The sequence below is a fragment of the Portibacter marinus genome, assembly GCF_021533195.1.
GTDB classification, from domain to species: domain Bacteria; phylum Bacteroidota; class Bacteroidia; order Chitinophagales; family Saprospiraceae; genus Portibacter; species Portibacter marinus.
The window spans coordinates 366,454-388,501 of record NZ_JAJNKB010000003.1; the positions used below are offsets into that span (position 1 = coordinate 366,454).

General features: G+C 39.5%; 13 protein-coding genes. 6 read left to right on the forward strand and 7 right to left on the reverse strand.

What is annotated here, in order from left to right:
* Positions 1–26 precede the first annotated feature (26 nt).
* The 4 genes from L2567_RS09270 to L2567_RS09285 all read left to right on the forward strand — a co-directional run bounded on the left by L2567_RS09270 (position 27) and on the right by L2567_RS09285 (position 6,732).
* Positions 27–2,039: a tail fiber domain-containing protein gene (locus L2567_RS09270; RefSeq protein WP_235297477.1), complete on the forward strand. Its 2,013-nt coding sequence runs from the start codon at positions 27–29 to the stop codon at positions 2,037–2,039.
* Positions 2,040–2,140: 101 nt separating this feature from the next.
* Positions 2,141–5,122 carry a sensor histidine kinase gene (locus L2567_RS09275; protein ID WP_235297478.1) on the forward strand — a complete coding sequence of 994 codons (2,982 nt, stop codon included), beginning with the start codon at positions 2,141–2,143 and terminating at the stop codon, positions 5,120–5,122.
* A 54-nt stretch (positions 5,123–5,176) separates the two neighbouring features.
* Positions 5,177–5,803, forward strand: a complete 627-nt coding sequence (locus tag L2567_RS09280) for a response regulator (RefSeq protein WP_235297479.1) — start codon at positions 5,177–5,179, stop codon at positions 5,801–5,803.
* 152 nt (positions 5,804–5,955) lie between these two features.
* A complete protein-coding gene (locus tag L2567_RS09285) occupies positions 5,956–6,732 on the forward strand; it encodes a DUF1206 domain-containing protein (protein ID WP_235297480.1) in 777 nt (258 codons plus the stop codon).
* Between the two features lie 15 nt (positions 6,733–6,747).
* Here the strand turns inward: L2567_RS09285 and L2567_RS09290 are convergent, their stop codons facing one another.
* The 4 genes from L2567_RS09290 to hflX all read right to left on the reverse strand — a co-directional run bounded on the left by L2567_RS09290 (position 6,748) and on the right by hflX (position 12,984).
* Positions 6,748–9,150: a TonB-dependent receptor gene (locus tag L2567_RS09290; RefSeq protein WP_235297481.1), complete on the reverse strand. Its 2,403-nt coding sequence runs from the start codon at positions 9,148–9,150 to the stop codon at positions 6,748–6,750.
* 244 nt (positions 9,151–9,394) lie between these two features.
* Positions 9,395–10,429, reverse strand: coding sequence for an SO2930 family diheme c-type cytochrome (locus L2567_RS09295; RefSeq protein WP_235297482.1), 1,035 nt, complete (start codon positions 10,427–10,429; stop codon positions 9,395–9,397).
* A complete protein-coding gene (locus tag L2567_RS09300; RefSeq protein ID WP_235297483.1) occupies positions 10,416–11,606 on the reverse strand; it encodes a parallel beta-helix domain-containing protein in 1,191 nt (396 codons plus the stop codon). The genes L2567_RS09295 and L2567_RS09300 overlap by 14 nt, the downstream gene beginning before the upstream one ends.
* Before the next feature lie 166 nt (positions 11,607–11,772).
* Positions 11,773–12,984 carry a GTPase HflX gene (hflX, locus tag L2567_RS09305; protein ID WP_235297484.1) on the reverse strand — a complete coding sequence of 404 codons (1,212 nt, stop codon included), beginning with the start codon at positions 12,982–12,984 and terminating at the stop codon, positions 11,773–11,775.
* A gap of 166 nt (positions 12,985–13,150) precedes the next feature.
* On the opposite strand from hflX, the gene L2567_RS09310 reads away from it, so the two are divergent.
* Both L2567_RS09310 and L2567_RS09315 read left to right on the forward strand, forming a co-directional pair.
* Complete coding sequence (locus L2567_RS09310; protein WP_235297485.1) at positions 13,151–15,982, forward strand: response regulator; 2,832 nt, start codon at positions 13,151–13,153, stop codon at positions 15,980–15,982.
* 207 nt (positions 15,983–16,189) lie between these two features.
* The gene (locus L2567_RS09315; RefSeq protein ID WP_235297486.1) at positions 16,190–18,583 is read left to right on the forward strand and encodes an outer membrane beta-barrel protein; all 2,394 of its coding nucleotides are present in this window, start codon (positions 16,190–16,192) and stop codon (positions 18,581–18,583) included.
* A gap of 69 nt (positions 18,584–18,652) precedes the next feature.
* Here L2567_RS09315 and L2567_RS09320 read toward each other — a convergent pair whose 3' ends face one another.
* Genes L2567_RS09320 through L2567_RS09330 form a run of 3 tightly spaced genes read right to left on the reverse strand, consistent with a single transcriptional unit; the run spans position 18,653 to position 21,978 of the window.
* Positions 18,653–19,825, reverse strand: a complete 1,173-nt coding sequence (locus L2567_RS09320) for a murein hydrolase activator EnvC family protein (RefSeq protein WP_235297487.1) — start codon at positions 19,823–19,825, stop codon at positions 18,653–18,655.
* On the reverse strand, positions 19,755–20,507 hold the full coding sequence (locus L2567_RS09325) for a DUF4292 domain-containing protein (RefSeq protein WP_235297488.1): 753 nt from the start codon (positions 20,505–20,507) through the stop codon (positions 19,755–19,757). The genes L2567_RS09320 and L2567_RS09325 overlap by 71 nt, the downstream gene beginning before the upstream one ends.
* The gene (locus tag L2567_RS09330) at positions 20,485–21,978 is read right to left on the reverse strand and encodes a tetratricopeptide repeat protein (RefSeq protein WP_235297489.1); all 1,494 of its coding nucleotides are present in this window, start codon (positions 21,976–21,978) and stop codon (positions 20,485–20,487) included. The genes L2567_RS09325 and L2567_RS09330 overlap by 23 nt, the downstream gene beginning before the upstream one ends.
* Positions 21,979–22,048: the final 70 nt, after the last annotated feature.

The following is a 22,048-nucleotide window of genomic DNA, read 5'->3' on the forward strand; positions in this document are numbered from 1 at the left end:
AGAGGTTCACTCTAAAATACAATCAGATGAACTACCTAAAAATTTCAGTGATTTTACTATTAGGCTTCAGTGCCATCACCTTAGGAGCCCAACAAGTGATCATTTCCGAAGACGCGAATCCTAGTGGTCACCCTTCAGCCATTCTCGATATTCAGTCTGATGATAAAGGACTGCTGATTCCCAGAGTGACCACTGCTGTAAGAGATACTATGAATTCAGCGCCTGATGGAATGTTGGTCTTCGATACTGATCTGGGAGCGCTTTTCTGTAAGTCTGGAGGAGCGTGGGAGAAGTTGGAGATGCCGAATAATGTATTTGAGAAAGTAGTGGATACTATAAGACAAACGCAGGGTTATCTCAACAGTGATTTTGTAATTGGATCTCCCACTCTCGATCATCAGGATAATCCCGACTACTACAACAGGTTGTTTTTTGATAAATCCAAAGCTGCATTTAGAGTAGGATTTGAATATGGAAATGAATGGAAGGATGACAGCATTGGTATACATTCTTTTGCAGCTGGCTCACTGTCCAGAGCTTCCGGATCTGCAAGTACAGCGTTTGGATCGGATACTAGAGCAGTAGGAGATTACAGTACTGCACTAGGGACTGGAACTCTTGCAAGTGGAAATCAGAGCCTTAGTTACGGTTCTTCATCAAAAGCTTCCGGAAACTATTCTACAGCGGGTGGTTGGCTAACCGAAGCCAGTGGAGAAGCTAGTGTAGCATTCGGAGAGAGCAGCAAAGCCAGTAATTTACATAGTTTTGCAGCAGGAAAGAGTTCAATAGCTTCAGGAGTTCAGAGCACTGCATTCGGCAACTCTACTACAGCATCAGGTGCGGTAAGTACTGCTTTTGGAACTTCTACGCAAGCTATCGGCGAATCTAGCGTAGCCTTTGGAAATGAGAGTCAAGCCAACGGATTGAATAGTGCGTCCTTCGGATTTCAGAGCATTGCCTCCGGAGATCAATCCTTTGCTGGTGGGAATCAATCCATAGCATCAGGTATCAATAGTTTCGCACACGGGGAAAATGCAAAAGCCACAGGTGATCATAGTTTCGCTCATGGATTTGGTGCTGAAGCGAATGCGTTTGCGAGTTCGTCATTGGGATTTTCTACACTTGCCAACACACCTAATGCTACTGCTGTGGGCACGCATAACGATCCAATCTTTGACCCTCTTGAATTCTGCTCAGATTGTCCTATTTTTATGGTGGGAAACGGATTGCCTGGCATGCCAGGTTTTCCACCCCAACCTGATATTCCTGAAATTAGATCGAATGCTCTGACGGTATATAGTAGTGGTTGGACTGCATTAGGAAACATAACTCCCACTGAGCAACTTCACATTACTGAAAATATGCAAGCGGATGGTAAGATTACCATAGGTTCCGGAAGTTATTCCGGCCTTTCTTCTAGCAAGCTAGACATCTATGACGGTAATATTACGATTTCTGAAGGCAAGGGTCTATTTACGCTTAATAATACAGGTACCATTATATCAAGAGTTCAATATATCAGCCAGCAACTTAGATTCCAGGCCGGAACAGGTACACTACCAGATATGATCTTGACCGATGCTGGAAGACTCGGAATCGGAGAATTTGTTGACCCAACCGCGAAATTACAGGTGGGATTAAATGGAGACGGTACTTTTGCATTGGCCAATGCCTGGAACACCTTCTCAGACAGAAGATACAAACATAACATATTGCCCATCGGTAGCGCGCTGTCTATGATCTTGAACATGAATGGCAGAAGATTTACCTGGAATACTTCCGGTAAAAAAGACATCGGATTCATTGCACAAGAATTAGAAGAAATAATACCGGAAGTGGTAAGAACTGCAGAAGACGGATACAAATCAGTAGATTATGCTCGAATTAATGCGGTCCTCGTAGAAGCGCTAAAAGAACAACAGAAAATGATCGAAGATTTACGGAAAATAAATGACCTGCATTCCCACAAACTAGAAGAGCAAGAGAAAAAAATGAACGAATTGAATCGTCAAGTACGACTTTTGATGAAAAGCAACTGAATCTGCAAAATTTTCATGGTGTGTTAAAGGGCATGACTCTTCACCTCGAAGTGTTGTGCCCGATTTTTTCCGTTTTATCAAGGGAAGTACTATTTTAAAGTATGCGGAAGCAGATATTACTGATAATAACCATTTTTAATCTTTCCTTGACCGCTCAACAGAGTTTTGATTACTTCAATATCAATCCTGAAATGGGTCTGTCGAATAGGAAAGTATCTTTTGCTACTCGAGACGCAAATCAATTTCTTTGGATTGTTAATTCTGATATCGAATATTTCGATGGTCACCGCTTTATTCGCTACACAAAGTCAGACCCCAATCATTATATACCACTTACTAACCTCAACTCTGCCTTCACTTTAGGAGATACGGCGCTTTTAGCTACTAATGGTAAAGAGATGATGCAGTTTTCTTTTAAAACCAGAAAGTCCAAAATGGTGGAATTACCATTCTCTGACCAATTGGATTCTTTTTCTGTAACCAAAATGTATAAAGCTCCAGACTCTGACTATAAAGTTGTTTTTATTGATAATTCAGAGAAAATCAAAGCCCTGGTCTACAATAAAAACTGGGATCTAATCTCAAGTTTTATTGCTGAATCGAACAGTTGGATTCATATCCATCTCACTCGTTCTTTCGCGCTGTCCAATAATGGGCAACTATACGTAAAAGATGAAGAAAACGAAAAAATCTTGGTGATTGACCATGACCAATCAGTTTCATATCACTTTCCTTCACCTGGTGAAACTTTAGACTATCATCTTAGAATAGTTGCCCACCCAAGATTTGGACCACTAATCATTCATTCTTATGGAAAGATATATGCGCTAAACAATGATCAAAAATTTGAAGAGTTATTGGAATTTTCCAAGAGACCCATTGACATAAAAACCTCGCACCTTAAAAAGGATAATCAATTGCTCATATTCTTTCAAGGTGGACTGTACAATATCAACACTGTTAATTGGCAGTATACCGTCTACAGCGGCAAGGTTTTCGAAGGAAAAAGCCCGGACATTTACTACACTTTCGACGACGGTGAAAGCATTACATGGCTTTGTACTGAGTTAGGACTGATTAAAACCAATCTGATGTTAAATCCTTTCTTTGCTACCACCTATGCCGAGAAGGATGAGCAAAATATTCAATATAGAGAAATTTTTGAACTAGGAAAAGACAGCATCGTAGCACGCCTGGCAGACAGGAAGAGACATCTGGTAAAATTTATTTTCAATGAAAATGGCACCGTTGATACCACACACTTGTTCAATGATGTGAAAGGAAACAGTCTCTTGAACAGATATGGCGACTATTTGGTCTTGACCCCCAGGGAGTCCAAAACGATTAAATATTATAACTTGAATGACAACAGTCTCACAACGAAGCGCATTCCTGAAGAAACCTCTTCAAGTTTCAGGAATCTTTCAACGATAAAAGAGGATACTCTTCATTATTTTACTGCAGAACATGATATCATAAAGTTCAATTTGAAGAATAGCGGTTATTCCAAATTGGAGATAAAGGAAAAACCACCGAAGAATACCTATTACAGTAAGTTTGTAGAATATCTAGATGGTAAATATATCTATGGAGGCATCTATGGACTTTTTGTGCAAAATGCCAGCACCGGAGAATTGATGTACAAAGTAACACAGGAAACTTTTCCGGAACTTTTAAGTACCTATTTTAACTGCCTGGCAATAGATCAGAGTATTTATTGGCTGGGAACACTGGGAGGCGGATTGTGTAAAATAGACACCGATAATAATGAGCTTAAGATTTATTCTACTCAGAACGGATTACCTGACGATTTCATAGCTTCCATTGAAATCGATCATGATGGATATCTGTGGATAGGAACTTACAACGGTCTGGTAAGATTAAATCCTGAAGAGGAGCAGTTTCATACTTTCACCAAGGAGGATGGTCTTCCAGACAATGAATTTAACTACCTCTCATCTTTATACACTGAATCCGGCGATATGTACTTTGGTACCTTTAATGGTCTTGTTAAATTTAGACCTGATCAGATATTCAGTGAAAATCAGCTGCCCGAGGTTATCATCAATTCAGTTTCACGCTATAACAGAATCAGCGACAGCTCGGTGCACCAGCTGGCACATTTAAAAACAATTGACAAAACTGAAATATATCCCAGTGACAATTATATAGACCTGGAATTTTCGGTACCAAGTTATATAGGAATTGGTAACTTTAATTATGAAGTTAGATTAAGTGATCTAGAGGAGCAGTGGCAGAATATTGGTGAAAACGCTAGTATACGATATCAAAAGCTTCCGGCTGGTCATTACGATTTTCAGGTTAGAGCACGGGACTCAAAGGGTCGAAGATCCCCTCATTATACTACCTTGGGTATTGAAGTTTTGCAGCCTTTTTATAAAGCGTGGTGGTTTCTGTTATTGGTTTTTTCTTCAGCGACCGTGTTGATCTATTTATTATATCGGTACAGAATTAATCTGATCCGTAAAGAATCTGAAACCAGAACGAGAATCGCAGCTGACCTTCACGATGAAATAGGAAGTTCGATGACTAGAATATCGATGCAGCTACAGTTATTAGAACCATCAATAGGCGATCCGCATAGGAGCACCATTCAAAAGTTGAATAAAGTAGTGGATCTTTCTATAAATAAAGTACGAGATTTAGTGTGGTCCATTGACATGAGCAGTGACACCTGGCAGGATATGATCGATCGAATGGAAGATTATGCCTATGACACCTTGGCACCTGCAGAGATTGCATTCATATTGAATACAGAAAATATTGCACCCTCTAAAGAACTCAAACCGGTGGTCAAGAGGAATCTATTCTTGATTTTCAAGGAGGCCATCAATAATATTGCAAAGCATTCCAATGGTCATGAGGCACAAGTGCTTTTGAGAAATGATAGAGGTAAATTTACCATGGAAATTTCTGACAATGGTAGTAGTGAACAGAGTCTAAACGGTGGACATGGGATGCAAACAATGAAAATGAGGGCCGGCAAAATGCATGGAACCTTAGAAATCAGGTCTGGAATTGAAGGTTTCACCGTTATCTTGACACTTGAAAAATCCATTTAGTACCATGTTTATGGGATACCTTATTTAAATTTTTATTCTCACTTTTACCTATAGATGAAAGATATAAAAATTGCAATGGTTGAAGATGACCCGCACATCCGTGCTCTGGTCAGTCAATACCTCAATCAGCAGGATCACTTGCAATGTCTGATATTGGCATCATCTGTAGAGGAATTCTTTGAAACAGTTTCACCGAAAGCTCAAATTGACGTGCTAATTCAGGACATCAGCTTACCCGGCATAAGTGGTCTTGAAGCCATACATAAAATAAAAAATAAATTCCCCAATACAGAGATCCTCATGTTTACGATTCACGATGATGCCTCGCGGGTTTTTAAGGCATTAAGTGCTGGTGCTTCCGGATATCTCTTAAAGAATACTAAACTCGAGCAGATTAAAAAAGCGATCATTGATATCAATAATGGAAAAGCGGCAATGTCTCCTTCAGTCGCTAAGAAAGTCATCAATTATTTCCGGCCCAAGCCCAATAAAGATGTTCTGACTGATAAAGAAACCCAGGTCGTCCAGTTGTTAGCCGATGGTCTGTCTTATAAGATGATTGCTGACCGTTTGCAAATTAAATTTCAGACTGTCCAGTCTCACATTAAGAATATTTACAAGAAGCTCCATGTACATTCGAAAGCTGAAGTGATTTCTAAGCATTTGAGAGGGGAATTATAAAATTACCATTGCAGATTCCACCAACTCAGCCATAGTCACCTACCTATAATGGAATTGCAAAACCAATGAGAATATCCCACGAAATTGCCCTGGCAAGTATACGTACGCGAACAAAAATTTATGTTCTGAGGTATCATATTAAAATCAAAAACATGTTAGAAAAACTAAGAGAATCCGGATTGTACACCAAGGCAGTACTATATATCCTAATTGGAATTTTAGCATTAATGGCTGTTTTTTCAGGTGACGGTAAAATGACCAGTAAAACTGGGGTGATTGATTATCTTCAGAACCAACCGTTCGGACAGGTCATTGTACTCGTCATAGGTTTAGGTCTGGCGTTTTATTCTATATGGAGGATGTCTTCTGCATTTCTGGATACGAAAAACGAAGGTAACGATAAGGAAGGAGCTGTCAAGAGAACAGGGTATTTTGTCAATGGCCTCATCTATGGTGCTATTGCATTTACAGTATTAAGGTCTTTTTTCATGTCCGTAGGAAGTAGTGGAGGAGGAGGTTCCAAGCAATCCCTTGCTCAAAGGGTTTTAGAACTCTCTTATGGCCAGACACTTATGTTTATTGTAGCGTTGATCCTTTTCGGAGTAGGCGTGTATCAATTTTATAAGGGCATCACTCAGAAATTTCTGGAAGAAATTGAACAGTCGGGAAGCGTTGAGTCTAAGGAGTTGCTAAAAAAATCTGGAACGATAGGATTTATTTCAAGGGGCATCTGTTTTTTCATATTTGCTTACTTTGTTGGACTGGCTGCTTGGCAGGACAATAGTGATGCTGTTAGGGGATTAGGTGGCTTGTTTGAGTTTCTTCAATCTCTAACGATGGGAACTGTTTTAACAGTACTGATGTCACTTGGTCTGGTAGCTTATGGTATTTTTCAATACTTCCTGGCAAGGTATAGTTCAGTGTATTAAATTGCAATACAAGTTTTAGAAATCAAATACAAAACTCAGAACAGGTATAAAATCACCACCATCAAAATTTCTGAATTCTAATTCATTGGTTTCAGCATTGTAGGCCACTCTATTCGGACTTTTTCGATTGGTCAGGTTTTGAATATCCAGACTGATGGCACCACTGTATCTTTTCTTGTTGTATCGATAGGCGATTCGCGAATCAATCCGAGAGTAGGGAGAAACTTGTTCAGACCAAAAAGATCCAGCCAGGGGAACGAACCTGTTCTCAGCAGCAGACAAGATCGGGTCATAAGGCGTATATCTATACCCTCCATTGTACATGATCCTGGCTCCAAACTGCAGTGCTCCACCTTTTTTAAATTCTATTTCTCTACCCAGCGTAAAAGTGGAAATCCATTTGGTGGAATATCTGGTTGGACTTTTTAATCCTTCTCTTGAAATACTGTTGGATTCAAAAAAGGAAGCGGTCAATAAAAAATACACCTTATTGCTGAAAAACTTCTCCAACGCAAGATCTACTCCATAGTTTTCTCCTTTACCTTTACTCACCGTATTGAAATCCGGAAATTCTCCTTGATTGTTTAGCATCCAGTATCCATCTCCTGTTTCAACAGCTCGTACCGGAACATCTGATAAACGCTGATAATATAATTCAGCATTCAATTTAATCAACCGTGGACTCACATACGTGTAGCTCAAAATATAATGATCCGCCTTCAGATAAGGAGCATCAAAATTTGGTCTTATTTTATGGTTGCTCTGAGGACTTTCTTTTTCCTCATAAAAATAAGCTGCAAGCGGGAGGGTCTGACTGTGTCTTCCGATGGCTAAGCCCAGGCTTTGATTGTTGGTCAATGCATATTTAAGTGACAATCTGGGATCAAGCGCCACCCGGTTATTGATTCCAAGAAACATGCTGTGGAGTCCTACGTTGATATCCAATTGCTGTGAAGGCGAATACTGTACCAGCCCATAAACCTGAGCTGTAAAGCTGATTCCTCCACCATCTAGATTGATGTTTCGGTTGAAATCAATGATGTTTGAAGTATTTCTCCGAGCTTTCGTTTCTTTGAAAAAATCATAATTGATGCCGTGCAGAATGGTCCCGGCTTTAAATTTAGTTTGCTTTTTCATTTCGTACCAATAAGACCAGGCTGAAGAAAGTCTGGAATCTACATATTGTTGAGTTTCATATCGATATCGTTCGTTGTCAAGGGAAAGCGTATCGTAGATGCGTTCTATGTTACTATACATCAATGTTGTCGTTCCCTTGATGTAAGACTTACTATTCAAGATCTTCTTATAGGTGACACCTGTTACAGCCACATCGCTAATATTGTATCGGTCTTCCCAATGATTCGAAACTCCAATTTCCCTTTCTGCTGGTGGTTTAGGGGAATAATGTTCCTCAGAGATACCGCCAATTCCAAACACAGTCCATTGAACACCCGGTTGCTTTCCTTCAAAGGCCAGATTGAATGAAATATCTTGAAAATTGTTACTGACCCTTTCTCCAACCAATTCAAATCCCAAACTATTCAATAAGCCCAGTGTCGAATATCGATAGTTCACCAAATAACTGGATTTATCTCGCTTAATCGGACCTTCTGTGGCGAAATCCAAACCTAATAATCCGATTCTAATGCGATGCTGCCGTGCCAGGTTGTTTCCTTTTCTAAAATGCACGTCGAATGCACCGGAAAGTGCATTTCCAAATTCAGCAGGCATGCCACCGGTATAAAAATCAGATTTATCCAGCAATTGGGCGCTGAAAACAGTAATGCCTCCTCCAGAAGTCCCTGGACGTGCAAAGTGATTTGGATTGGGAATATCCATGCCTTCCAGTCTCCATAATATACCAACACTGGAATTGCCCCTTACAATGATATCATTTTCTGTGTCATTGGCGCCTTGTTGAACGCCTGGATAGGAAAGAGCCATACGGCCCATATCATTGACACCAGCTGGAATGCGTTCTGTTTCTTCTACACTAAATGATCGCGCACTCACCACAGCCAGTTCATTAACAGGAGCATTGATGTTTCCATCTGCGATGATCTGAACATTGTCCAATAACAAACCTTCCGTCAATGCAATTTCCAGATATTCGGCACGATTTGCATTGATAATGATACCTTCTGTGATAAACGGTTGATATCCAATGTACGAGAATTGAAACTGCTGTCTTCCAACAGGCACATTGGTCAATGTAAAACTGCCGTCTACTCCCGTAGTTGAGCCAATATCCACATGATCAACCAAAGATACCGTAACACCTACGAGGGGCTCACTGGACACTTTGTCCATAACCTTACCTCTGACTTCGACTTTAATAGGATCCTGGGCAAAAGTTTTCAGGCCCATAACAAAAAGCATAAAAGCAAAAGCCAACAAGTATTTCAAGTTAAATCGCACAACCATCTGTTTAGTTTCAGAAGTTGATCTCAACAAATCTTCAATAAAATTTTGCTGTCTACGCTAAGCGCTCTAAGCCTTTAAGCCTTTTAAGCCTTTAAACCATTTAAGCTCTCTAAGCCATTTAAGCTCTCTAAGCCCTAAGCCCTTAAAGAGCTTGAAGCTCTTTAAGGGCTAGACTATGCTAGACTAGGTTGCGCTAGCTTAATATTTTTTTCAAACATTTATTAACATCAATCAATCATTAATTACAATTTTCATCCTTTAAACCGTTGATCCAAGCTCCTACAATCTTCAATCCTTCTTGATGGACCAAGCTTCTTCCTACTTCCGGCATCATAACTCCAGGATCAAGGGAGGCCATCCGATGATACAAAATTGAGGAATCAGCACTTCCAGGAAGTATATCAAACTGCCTACCGCCAGAGCCTTTGCCGGCCGCAACTGGTGCCTTACAAAAACCAAGGTGATTGGTTCTGGTTTCGTCATATTGCAGGTACAAGCCGGAAGTATTACCAGGACCCTCAGGTCTGTGACAATGACCACAGTTTATATCAAGATACGCAAGTGCTCTGTCCTGAATTGGTTGGTTGACATCGCGGTATGAAATCATGGTTTTGCCTTGAGGTACAATATCCGCTACAGTAATAATACCTTTGCCTTCCAGCCTTTGTAATTGACCATCTACTCCTCCCAAATTAGCGTACTTGAACCCTAGTGGATCAATACTTTCATTGTGATTATGACAGGATTTACATTGGTTTTTGTTGGGAATAACATAGTCGAATGACTCATTATGCAAATTCAGCTTAATGATATCTCCCACCTTAGTAATTTTAGCATCCCTTTGTTTCTCATCCCACTTGTAAGAAACAGCCTTCCAACTATCTGCTTCTTTAATCAGCAAGCGCGTTTCAATCAACTGATCCGAGCCTATTTGCTCCTTTGAATATCCAAAATTCTTAACCAGCATGGCACCCTCAGGCCATTCGAAAAAACCATCCGCTTTCAACTTGGCCTGCTTACCTGCTGGCATATAGACATATCTGTCTTTCATTGCATAATCCGTAAAAAGTTCATTGGTCACTTCGTAACGAACCAATTTTGGATGCGGTTCCTGGTCATGCCCTAGAATACCATACTCACTTATTTGATCAAAAAATACTCCCTGATTAGGAATAGAGATACCATCTGCCTTAGCAGGCGCACAGGCTTCATACATGAAAAGGAGGGTTGCTAGGAGCAGCACACCTATTATTTTATTTCTAAATGCACTCATAAGGATCAAGTGACCGATCTACATTATCAAAATCATTTGCTGCATCAATATTGGCAAATCTCAGGTCCTCAACTTTATTATTTTTAATACAAATATTCATAGGATTACTTCCATCCCGGCCCTCCTTCGTGATTCCGTCGTACAATATATCTTGTGGTTTGCCAGGGAAAAGCAGGTTGACCATTTGGCCAAACTTCTTACTAACATCAGGCATTGTAGATTTACGTTCAATGGTGTTATCATGAATGCTCACATTATATGTAAACGGATCATATCGCTCATCTTTCCATGGCAATTCAGTCATATGAAAGCTGGTAATACCAATGCCCAGGGTTTTGTGATCTAAAATCTCATTGTTGTAAATTTCAACATCTTTTGCTGCCAAAAGAATGATTCCTGATCCAGGAGGAACGATGGCCACCATATTTCCTTCAGCTGCAAAGTTTTTAAGATTATTGCTTACGATCTTATTGTTATAAACTTTACAATTGTTGCCGTTTACTACTTCTAGATCTGGTAAGTCAAAAACAAGAATTCCACCAGTATTATTTTCTGCAATGTTATCATACACCTCAGCATCGACGCAGTTTTCAATTTCTATTCCCGCTACGTTGTGATGCGCGTGGCAGTTTTTCACCACAACATTTCTGGACTGGCCCACATAGATGCCAGCATCAGAAGCAAAGGCAGCTTCACAATTATCGATTACCACGTCTTCACACTGAACAGGGTACAGTCCGTATCCTCCATTGGTTGATTTGGCTCCTTGCGTCCAAGTCGTTTTGACACCCATGACGTTCACACCTTTACAATCCTGCAATTTAATGGCATCCCCCTTGGCATCGGCGACCGTAAAATCCAGCAAGGTGATGGAGTCTGCGGTAATTCTAAGCCCTTCAGCGCCGCTGGTCTGTTCAAGAAAGGAAAGAATGGTTTCTTCCTTGCCCTCACCTTTTATGGTTACGTTGGGAATACCGTCCAGGCTGATGGAGCGGTTGATTTTGTAAAGTCCACGAGGCAAAATGATGGTCTCCCCACGTTGCGCATCCAGAAGTTTTTCCTGAATGATTTCGTAGCCATTCTCATGAATGATATCATGACCAACTTCGTCTTTAATATTATTTGAGCAAGCGTTAAAAAGCAATGCCAGGAGAACAATAAAATATAATCTTTCCATACCCCAAAGTTAATGTTCTAAAGATAGCAGCCGGATGCGATTATTCAAATTATATTTAGGGTCAATATCGTCTCCTTTGACCAGGAATGTCCAAACCCTCGGCGCGCCCGTCGCGAGTTCGCCCCAGTAACAAATCTTCGGCGCTATTCCTTTGGGTTGGTCACTTCTACCATCTTTTAGGCATGTACGGATATCTGATTTGATATTGACTTAAAACCATAGACCCTAAAACATCTCTTAACTGGTCAATATTCTCTTTGGTATGAGCTGAAACCAACAAGCTTGTAGAGCCGTAATCATTTTCGAGGTGTTTTTTGATGCTGGATTCAATTTCCTGTCGCTCCTCCTCAGTAAGCAAGTCATCGAAATTTTTCTCGCGATACAAATCAAGTTTATTAAACACCATAAGGGTAGGCTTATCTTCTACACCCAAATCTGATAAAGTGCTATTCACAGTGGCAATATGATCCTCATATTCCGTATGTGCCATATCCACTACATGCATTAAGATGTCACACTCTCTTACCTCATCCAATGTCGATTTAAAGCTCTCGATTAAGTGAGTAGGAAGTTTTCTTATGAATCCCACCGTATCCGAAAGTAAGAAAGGCATAGTTCCAAATACCACTTTCCGTACTGTAGTGTCCAGCGTTGCAAACAATTTATTTTCAGCAAAAACTTCAGACTTGCTCAGTAAGTTCATCAGGGTCGATTTCCCCACATTGGTATAACCCACTAAAGCGACTCTAATGAGGTCCCCTCGATTCTTTCGTTGGGTTTGATTTTGCTTATCGATTTTCTCCAACCGATCTTTAAGTTTGGAAATCTTATCACGCACAATCCTTCTATCCGTCTCAATCTCCATCTCACCGGGGCCCCGCATTCCAATACCCCCACGTTGTCTTTCCAGGTGTGTCCACAAACCTCTCAGTCGAGGAAGCAAGTATTGCATTTGAGCCAGCTCAACCTGGGTTTTAGCTTGAGCGGTCTGAGCGCGTCCTGCAAAAATATCGAGAATCAAAGAAGATCGATCGACGATCTTTACTTTTAGTTCTTCCTCTATAATATTGGTCTGCTTTCCGGTCAGGTCATCGTCAAAAATCACAAGACTTACATCCTTATCCTCTATAAACTCTTTGATCTCCTCCAATTTTCCAGATCCTATGAAAGTTCTTGGATGAGGCTGCTTCATCTTTTGCGTGAATACTTTTAAGGTTTCTGCACCTGCTGTTCTGGCCAGAAATTCTAATTCATCCAAGTATTCATTGACCTGCTCCTCTGTCTGATCATCTCTAATTACACCGACCAAAACCGTTTTTTCTGTTTCTTTTTTGAGGCCTTTCGTTCGCTCTTTTCCTATATTCCAATTATCGCTCATAAATTACACACTATGCTTTTCATTCAGAACACGAAACTACTGAAAATTGATCGGGAAACTAGAATACTAAATCGATAAGGCAGAGTTGGTCAAAAAAAATATGTTACTTTAGTAAATTAAGAGCATTTAAGGTCACCTTTGAAGTATACTTTAACCCCTATACCCAATGACCAGCTATTTCAAAAGGAATGTAATTTTGTGGGCATTACTCATTTTGCCCTTTCACTGTGATGCAGGTATTCCAACTATTGAGTTATTCTCCCCGATCGACAGCTTTATTGAGATTAGTGACTTTGCCCAGGTTTACGTCGAACCAAAAGGTCACTCAGACTGGAATGAAGTTTATCAAAATATCCAGGGATCTGAAACTTACAGAACTGACGACCTGCCAAATTTCGGTAAATTCAATCAAAGCAGATACGCTTATTGGGTCTATTTTAAGATCAATACTTCAACAAGTTTTCCTTCGTCACACTACTATCTGAAGACCAAGTCCAGGGGGCTGATGCAACTGTTTCAAATTCACGAAGACGAGCTTGTCCATTCTGCAAAAAGTGGTTTCTATGTCAAGCGTTCTGAACATCCTAAGCATGTCAATATGAATGATAAGTTTGCGCTTCCATTTAAACTTGAACCGGGAAGTAACTATGAATTTCTTTTACATCTAGAAAGTACTGTCAACTTTAATAAAAATTTTGACATAGCGCTATACGCCGAAGATTATAATGACTCAGGAAATCGGAGTTATCGTGTGGCAGCCTACTTTATTCTGGGTGGTTTTTTAGTAACATTGACCATCATAGCCTTACTTGCATTCTCCATTTTTATCTACAATAAAGAAAGAGCATTTCTTTTTTATGCGCTATACATTGCTGCAATAGTTGCCTTTTATGTGCGATTATACAGCATGCAGAATCCTGACTGGTTCATTCTTCCTCATTATCTTCATTACTATTGGGTTTATTTGCCCATATTATTTGCAAGCTATTTTGCCTATTCCTTTTTCATCATGTATTTTCTGGAAACCAGGAAGAAATATCCAAAGTTTCATAAATTGATCAAGTATTTTCTTTGGTCGTTAATAGCTGTATTCACTATTGACAGAATACTCATTTTAGTTGATACCAACTGGTCATACCGCTTTATTTATTTTTCCAGATACGTCATTCACCTTTGTACGGTCCTCTTTTTGCTTTACTTGTTGACCATTCATAAAAACAAACTGGTTTGGTTCATTGTATCCGGCACGTCCATCTTGTTGTTTTCGCTTCTGGTTTCCCAATCCCTTTCATACCAAAAAGTTTTCATGGCGGGATTTCTGGACTCATCAGACATTCCGATGATGGTTGGAATCTTACTGGAAATCTTTTGCCTCTTTCTAGGATTGGGATATAAGTCCAAACTTGTCGAAAAAGAGAAAAATAAAGCGATGAGTACCCTCCAATTGATTGAACAAAAGTCGAAGTATCTGCAGGAAATGAACGAAATGCGTAATCATCTTTATACTGGAATTACCCATGAATTCCGAACTCCTCTAACGCTTATATTAGGATTATCAGAAAAGTTGAAAGTAAATAGCAACGGCATCAATAATAAACAGGACCTCCAAATGATCCATAGGAATGGCAAGCAATTGCTGGACTTGATCAATAAAATTCTGGAAGTATCCAAAATAGATGAAAATGGTATCCAACCTCATTATGGAAATGGCAATATCGCAACCTATATTCGTTATTTGGTCGATAGTCTATCTTCATTAGGTCATAGAAAAAATATTGAAGTGGTGTTTTATTCTGAACAGGATGAAATCTATATGGATTATGATCGGGAGATGATCTGTACCATCATTGAAAATTTAATTGCCAATGCTGTCAAGTTTTCACCCAAAGATTCTCGCATCATCATTCATTTGAAGGCTCAAGAGGAAAAAGCGCTGACTATTAATGTAAAGGATCGAGGAATTGGCATTTCAGAAAAGGATTTGCCATTCGTCTTTGACAAATACTTTCGCGTTGAACAAAAGAAATTGACCACAGGTACAGGCTTAGGACTTTCACTGGTTAAATCATATGTGGAGACACTTGGCGGAAAAATTCAGGTGAAAAGTAAATTGGGAATTGGAAGTGTTTTTACCGTAAGTCTACCCATACGGAATGAGTCAGAATTACTATTTGATGAAGCTGCTTTGGACGAAACTAGCCCAACATCTTTAGCAAAACCGATCCACTCCAGTTTTATGATGCAGGAGGATCAACCTTGCATATTAGTCGTGGAAGATAGTGAAGATGTAACCTATTTTGTAGCTCAATGTCTGAATGAATATTCCGTCATTTTTGCAAAAAATGGGAGGGAGGGACTTTCCAAGATAAAAGAAATGAAACCTGATCTAATCATTTCCGACATCATGATGCCGATCATGGATGGCATTGAGTTTTGCAAAGAAGTTAAGACCAATACTTCTACCAGTGATATTCCAATCATTTTACTGACTGCCAAAACTAAGGACTCTGACAGGCTCTTTGCATACACACAAGGTGCTGATGCTTATATATCAAAACCTTTCTCAAAAGTAGAACTACTAACCAGAGTCAAACAACTGATAGCTTCAACAAAGCGATACAAAGCTCAAAAAGACCCATTGCTCCGAAAGTTTAATAAAGATAAAGTTAATGATGATGATTCTATGTTTCTGCAAAAAGCCGTTAAGGTGATCAGAGATAATTTAGATAACCATGTTTTTGGACCTCCACTTTTTGCCAAACTCATGGGAATGAGTGACTCATTACTTTATAAAAAGTTAAAAGGAATAAGTGGAAAATCAACTGCTTTGTTTATCAGGTCTGTGAGATTAGATCACGCGCGTTCCTTACTCATGAAAACCCATTTAAATGTATCAGAAGTAGCCCGGAATTGTGGATTTAAAGACGTTTCCTGGTTCAGCAGAGCATTTAAAAAAGAATTTGGATATTCTCCCAGTGAAATTAAGACGGAACACTAGATACACTGAACCTTTTATCTTCCTTAAAAATATTGACAAACTGTGGGTTAACTTTCATCAAAACAGCTGAATTACAGAATAGTACAAGAAAAATAGAAGTATTATGAAATACGTCATTAATCATAATGAATAGTGAAACTGAGTTTTCACCTAATCATCTAGCTTTACTGTATTGGAAGTTGTTATAACCCTAATAAACCAAGCCCAATGAAAACCAAGATGTACGCTTTTACATCAGTTTTGCTAAAACTGATGCTCTTTTCTCAATTACTGAGCGCTCAAAATATTTCAGGAAAAGTATTACAGGAGGATGATGCTCCTTTAGAGTTTGCTAATGTTATTCTTTTTCAATCCGTGGATTCCACATTGTATAAAGGCGCAATCACTGATGCCAATGGCGAATTTAACGTTTCAATTCTACCAGGTCAATACATACTGCGGATCAGTATGATTGGATTTGTAGAAAGCTCAAGTCCTATAGAAATTGTTCAGAGTGACCAGAACATCAACATTGGCACACATATTTTAATGACAGATCACACCCAATTAGATGAAGTAACTGTCTCGGCCAAAAAAGTGCTCTTTGAAAAAAAAGCTGATAGAACTACGATTAACGTTCAAAGTAATGCTATCAATAAAGGGAGTTCGGTACTTGAAGTTTTATCCATGAGTCCCGGAGTCACGGTGACGAGGGAAAGCATTAGCATGGGAGGCAAGACAGGTGTCAATGTGATGCTCAATGAAAAGATCGTCAGACTACCTATAGATGCCGTCATTTCATTGCTCGACGGCATGAGTGCTGACAATGTAGAAGAGATAGAATTAATTACTAATCCTGGCTCCGAATATGAAGCAGAAGGGAATGCCGGGTATATTAACATACGAACTAAAAAAGATCAAGACTTAGGGACCAGAGGCAGGATGGTAATCGGCAGTGGTTATAACAGAGGACCAAATGTCAATCTTGCAGGTAATCTTTCTCATAAAATGGAAAAATTTTACATAGATGGCGATTACTCTTACTCTTATGATAAAAACATTTTTCAATTTAATACAGCCAGTGTACTTAGAGGAAATGGACAGATTTATGAAAGTGAAAGCAAAAACAAAAGAAATCCCTATACTCAGTTCCACAACTATAATCTTGGATTCAATTGGAGTGCAACACCAGACACAGAAGTCAGTCTTAATCTTTCTGGAATAAACAGATTTTGGGTTACGAATGATACTGTAAATGCTTTTGAAGTAATTGATGGCAATCTCATTACAGATTCTGATATCTATATTTTTGAGAAAAATACCTGGCTGAATTTCTCAAGCAGCCTTGGATTCAGGCATCAAATCAATGATAATCAGTCTATCAAAGGCTTCTACGATTATCTATACTATCAGAACAATCAACCCACTGAGTACACTTTAATAGAGCAGTTGATGGATGCGCGCAGTATGCTATTTCTTGAGAAGTATACACCCATCCGCTTTCACATAGGAAATGTAGATTATACCAATCAGATGAATTCTGACTTTCAATTAAAAATGGGTGGCAAGATCGCCATCAGTAATTTCGATAATGATATTGATTCACGAGAGTCAGGGTCTGCGTACAGTCAAATTATCGATGAATTAGCAGCACAGGCCACGATGGATGAAAACATCATAGGAGTATATTCTAGTGTAAGCTATCAGATCAGCCCATTTGATCAACTGAACGCGGGTATAAGATATGAGCATACCATTACACAACTGAGTTCCGATACTGAAGCTAATTTTGTGGACAGGAACTACGGAAACTGGTTCCCTAACATCAATTACTCACATCGTTTTGATGCTCAAAATGCTATCAATTTAGCTTTAAACAGCAGAGTAACCAGACCCACTTATACAGACTTGGCACCTTTTGTTTTCTTTCTATCTCCCAGTGTATTGGTACAAGGGAACTCATCCTTATTGCCGGCAATTACCCATGGAGTAGATGTGAGTTATACCTATAAGAGCTATTGGATTTCTTTAAAATACAATCGAATCCAAAATTTGATCGTTGGTTTCCAACCAGCAACCGGCGGCTCAGATCAATATATCGTGTGGGCGCCACAGAATATTCCTCAAAGCAACGCATATATCGCCGAATTGACAGTACCTTTTAATCTGACAGATTGGTGGACGGTTAATAACACTTTGTTGGCCAGCAGAACAGAATTGATTTTAGGAGACGACAGATCGTCTATTATTCAGGACAATTTTACAATTAATCACTCGCAGCAAATCAGCTTATCAAAGGCTTTCAGCCTGAATTTATCTGCCAACTACATACATAATAATTTCTGGGGAATCAGTGTATTTGAACCTTTAATGATGGTTAATATTGGTGTGAGTAAAAAAATGAAGAATGGAGCCAATTTAGCGCTTCGCGGTTCAGACATATTTCACACTTTTATTTGGAGATCGTCAACTGAAACGGAGCAGAACGACTACTTTATAGACTTTGATGTCAGTCTTCGATCCATTGACTTAACGTATACATATCCCTTTGGTAATAATAAGGCTAAGCAAGTGCAAATTGAAACCGGCTCTTCTGAAGAGAGAAGCAGGGTGAGTTTTTAAGGAAATATGAAGCAAATTTTTCCATTGGTCTCCCGTTATTGAACGCCAGTTCTAGCGGGAGACTCTATTTTAATTACTCAACCACACCTGTGGATTCTGGGTTTTATTATCCTTCCATATCTCGAAATGAAATTCGCTGCTGTCATCTTTCACTTCGAGTCTTCCCAGCACTTGATCTTTGCTGACCTGGTCACCTTTCTTTACAAAAGCTTCACCAAGCCTTGAGTAAACTGTATAATATTTTCCATGTTCTAAAATGACAGTCACCCCGAAACCTGACATTTGGGAAACACTCACCACCTTTCCTTCATAAACAGCCATAACCTCTGCATTTAAAGGCGCTCTCATATCAACCCCATTGTTACTGATGGTGATGTTTTTCATGGTGGGGTGTGGCTGTTTGCCATACTTTGAGGTAATGACACCACCCCTAACCGGAGCAGTCATATTACCTCTCAGTTGATCAAAAGCTGAATCCGTCGAGCTTATTTCTTTTGATGCTTTCAATTCTGATTTTAACACGGTCTCAATTTCTGCATTCATCCTTTCCCGATCCTTTCTTTGCTTATCCAAATTTTCCCTTAATAGACTTTCGTCTTCCTGTAACGAAGCGATCATTACATTCTGTCTTGCCTGTTCATTTTCAAGCTTTGCAGACTGTTCCGCAATCCTTTTAAGTGCATCTCTTTTTTGATCCTTGTCCTGGCTCATGGAGGCAATTTGAGATTCCAATAAGGCCTGCTCTTTTTTGATGTAGGCCAATTTATCACCAACGTATTCCTGGAGTCTGTAGTATACATTAGCTCGGAGTAAACCCTGGCTGACGGATTCTGAGGATAGTAGAGCCAATATGGGGTTATGAAGAGCCCTTTGTCTGTATACAGCCCTAAGCACCTTATTATATTGAAGTTTTAGAGAATCAACCTTCCTTTGCTTCTCCTCCTGTTCAAAAGCATGGCTTAAAATATCTTTCTCTATCAGCTCTATTTCTTCACTTACCTGCTCCAAGAGTAGCTTTCTATTTGCTATCTGAGATTCAATAATGACCAGGTCTGATAGTATGACCTTTTTATTTTGAGCAGTCTCTTTCAGAAGTTCATTGGTATCATCGATCTTTTGAATGATGTCGTTTCTTCTCTGTTCAAGATCTTCTCTGGATTGACCATTGACCTTAAAACTCGCGAGGAGAATAAGAAGAAGGTATAGAAAACCTGATGTCTTTTTCAACGTTAAGTTCCACATCTTTAAAGGAGATAGAAAGCTCATTTTCATTATCAACGACAATTTTACGAAAGTAGGCAAATATCTGACTATCTGAAGTCGAATTATATTCATCCAGATCCATGACGACTGCGGTTTTGGTAGCTTCGTCTCTGACCGTGGTTCGGACCAATCGGAAGTTTCCATTGGTAAATGTATGCGCAATACGATACTCATCGAATGCCGGATAAATCTGCAAACTATCCCGATCAAAGTAAGTGACGGTATTATCAACGGGATGGAGGTAAGGATTTCCGATCATGAGGTCCTGTATCATTTCGAAGTCCAGGTCAACACCGGCTAATTTCGAAATTTCATCTATTGATTCTCTGATAAAAGTCTTTTGCAAGCGCTCAATAACGAAAACAGAATCCTGCGTAATCAATACCCGACCTACTTCGAATCCCAGTTTGGACGCAGACATCCAGATGGCGCTGTCTTTAACCATTCTAATTTTAGCACTTACAGACCCATTGAACATATCTGATTTAATGCCCAGGTTTGTATCTGCATTTAACCGATCGAAACTAAATCTTCCGGCTTGAACTCTTTTGATGGTCTCAGCCGCCGAAAGTTCCTTCATTCCTGAGGTTCCTTTTCCTGCTTTTTTGGCTCCAGTACAGGAAACCACCAGTAAAAGACTAATTATTAAGATTTGCTTCACCACTTATTTTTTTGTTGATCCGATCAGGGTTACCGCCTGCCTTAATGGCCATTTTCCAACTTTCCTTTGCAGCCGATTGTTCGTCTAATGCCCAGAGGACATCACCTTGATGCTCCAGCATTCTGGGATTACTGGCTGTGGCCCCACTTATCGCTTTTTTGATCAGTTCCAGTGAAGAATCGTAGTCCTTCTCATTAAATTTGATTTTGCTTTCCAGTAAATTTATTTCAGGAGTCACCGCCGGATTATTGCCGGAAACCATCCTGGCCTCAGCAGCTGACATTTGGGCTTCCCCTAAATCACCAATTTCCAAATAGGAGACACTATTATAGTAGTAAGCTAATGCTTGATTAGGATAAACATCGATGGCCTTCTCACTATATTCCCTCATGGTCTTAAAATCCTGAATAAGATCTAAGGTCAGAAATAATTGTGACCAAACCGTCCAAATCGATTTATCTATGTCCACAGATGCAGCATATGCCTCACTTGCATTCTCCAGCTTTTGTGAATAGAAGTAAATATCTCCTAATATGCTTTTCACTTTGGCATTCTTAGGATAGATTTCATCCATGATCAGCGTAATGTCCAGTAAACTCTGACCCAATTCGTCTTCGCTTGTATTTGCAAATTCCTGCAAATATGGAATCAATTCAATAACCTTTTTGTCGAGATCAATTCTCTGATCCTTGATGACCGGCACCAATGATCTCAGGTAATTCGCATCTTTGTTTTTACCAGAAGATTTTGAAAAAAGGAGAGCCGTTTCGTCGTCAGGATCTATCTCTAGGATCCTGGTCATCACCTTATTAGCATCACTTTCTTTGTCCATTGACCTCAGATATCCGGCGATATTGTGTAAGTATCTGGTTTCAGAAGGATACATTTCGCTCAACTTCTCTAGTTCTTTGAGCGCATCTTTTTCCTTCCCCATGACGTCATAGATTTCAAACTTTCTCTGAATAATCTCCTCCGTTATACCTCTGTTCTCCTCTAGTTTATCTAATATCTTGATGGCATCTTTAGGCTGATCTGCCTTTAAGTAATGGTAACTCGCTTGTAAATAATGATATTCATTAAGCGGGTCTTCCTGCGTATACTTTTCGTATAGCTTGGCAGCCTCTTCATCATTATTGTTGAGACTAAGCAAATCGGTCAGCTGAATTAAATACCATTGATTGGAAGGTTCCGCGTCATAAGCTCTCTGTGCATATGTCAACGCAGTAGAAAAGTCATCATTTTTTACATAGATGCGCGAAAGTTCGTAGGCTGCAGCTATTTCGTTATGTTCTTCCAGTAATCTCTTGTATATTTTTACCGCTTCTTCCAAGTCGCCCAGCAAAACCTCTTTTTTCGCTGCGATCAAAAGGTCTTGAGCAGCAATATCTGATTCCGTATATATTCCCTGCGAAATACTACTTGTAATGCCCATCACCAGTAAGAAAATGACCAGTTTAAATTTAATGTACATCTAATGTGTTTTCTTGTAATCGTAAATATAACGTGCGCAAAACGTAAAAGATTGGTCTTTGGGGTTTTTA